This window comes from Nonomuraea sp. PA05 (assembly GCF_008086045.1).
GTDB lineage: Bacteria > Actinomycetota > Actinomycetes > Streptosporangiales > Streptosporangiaceae > Nonomuraea > Nonomuraea monospora.
In genome coordinates this window covers 1-1,702 of record NZ_VSEY01000098.1, presented here as the reverse complement: position 1 = coordinate 1,702, position 1,702 = coordinate 1, and the positions used below count along the sequence as shown (strand labels likewise).

At 68.8% G+C, this 1,702-nt stretch carries 1 protein-coding gene; it reads left to right on the top strand.

All coding sequences use genetic code 11. The features are described 5' to 3' along the window. The first annotated feature begins 55 nt into the window (after positions 1 to 55). Positions 56 to 1,693, top strand: coding sequence for an ISAzo13 family transposase (locus FXF51_RS60180; protein WP_148443831.1), 1,638 nt, complete (start codon positions 56 to 58; stop codon positions 1,691 to 1,693). The last annotated feature ends 9 nt before the right edge of the window (positions 1,694 to 1,702 follow it).

Below are 1,702 nucleotides of genomic sequence, written 5' to 3'. Positions count from 1 at the left end.
AGGGCTTGCAGAGAATTAACTCGTAGCATCCCGGGTTGGCGGCCGATGGTCTGGTATGAGCGTGTCCGCAGAAACCCTGGAGATGCTGGCTGCGAAGCTTGAGGTGATCTTGCCGCATCTGGACGAGCGGCAACGCCGGCTGCTGCTCGGCGCCGAGGCGCGCGCACTGGGGCATGGCGGGATCCGGGCGGTGGCCCAGGCGGCGAGTGTCCGCGAGGCCACGGTGTCACGGGGCGTGGATGAGTTGGAGGCGGGCGCCGAGCCATTGGGACGGGTCCGTCGGCCAGGCGGAGGACGGAAGCGACTGGTCGACATCGACTCCGAGTTACGGGCCATGCTGCTGGCGCTGGTGGAGCCGGATGAGCGTGGGGATCCGACCTCGCCGCTGCGCTGGACGACCAAGTCCACCCGCAAGTTGGCCGGCGAGCTCACCCAGCAGGGGCATCGGGTGTCGGCCGACACCGTCGCCGACATCCTGCGTGGTGAGGGGTTCAGCTTGCAGGGCAACGCCAAGACGCTGGAAGGCGGCCGGCACCCGGATCGCGATGCGCAGTTCCGCCACCTCAATGAGCAGGTGCGCGAGTATCGCGATGCCGGACAGCCGGTGATCAGCGTGGACACCAAGAAGAAGGAACTGATCGGGCCGTTCAAGAACGCCGGGCGGGAGTGGCGGCCGGCCGGTGAGCCGGTGCCGGTCAACGTCTACGACTTCGCCGAGTCCGCATCCGGGAAGGCGATCCCATACGGCATCTACGACATCGCGGCCAACACCGGCTGGGTGAACGTCGGCACCGACCACGACACCGCCGCGTTCGCGGTCGCCTCCATCCGCCGCTGGTGGCACGCCCAGGGCAGCGCCGCTTACCCGCACGCCACCCGGCTGCTGATCACCGCCGATGCCGGCGGCGCCAACGGCTACCGCACCCGCGCCTGGAAGAGCGAACTGGCCGCTCTGGCCGCCGAGACCGGCCTGACCATCACCGTCTGCCACCTGCCGCCCGGCACCTCGAAATGGAACAAGGTGGAGCACCGGCTGTTCGCCCACATCACGATGAACTGGCGCGGCAGGCCGCTGACCAGCCACGAGGTGGTGGTCAACAGCATCGCCGCCACCACCACGAGCACCGGGCTGCGGGTGCAGGCCGCACTCGACACCGGCCCCTATCCGCTCGGCGCCCGCGTCAGCGACGCCGACCTGGCCGCCCTGCCCCTGACCCGGCACCCCTTCCACGGCGACTGGAACTACACCCTGCACCCCACCCTGGACACCAACCCCGACGCCACAAGCCACGAGCAACCGGCCGATCGGTGGAACCCGCAGGTCCTGTCCGATCCCGCCCTGACCGGAATGCCCCGCCCGGAACTGGACCGCCTGACCACCGACCTACGAGCCCTCGACCAGCAACGACCGCGCATCAAGACGGGCCGGCCACCCACCGTGGCATTCACCGACCAGGTCCTGCTCACCGTGTTGCACCAGCGGCTGGGTCTTGCCATCGAGCCCCTGGCGGTTCTGTTTGGCACCAGCCGGACCACCGCCTACCGCACCACCTGCAGCATCGGCATACTCCTCGACCAGCACGGCACCCACATCCCACCCGCGCCCACCCCGCCAGGCCTGCTGCGCGTCCTGCACGCACGCGTCCTCGCCGAAGACACCAAAGCCGCCAACAAGATCAAATCAGCGTGTTAATAATCTGCA

What these genes read in the sequence shown, in the direction of transcription:
- FXF51_RS60180 (WP_148443831.1), top strand. Translation starts at nt 56, where the DNA reads ATGAGCGTGTCCGCAGAAACCCTGGAGATGCTGGCTGCGAAGCTTGAG.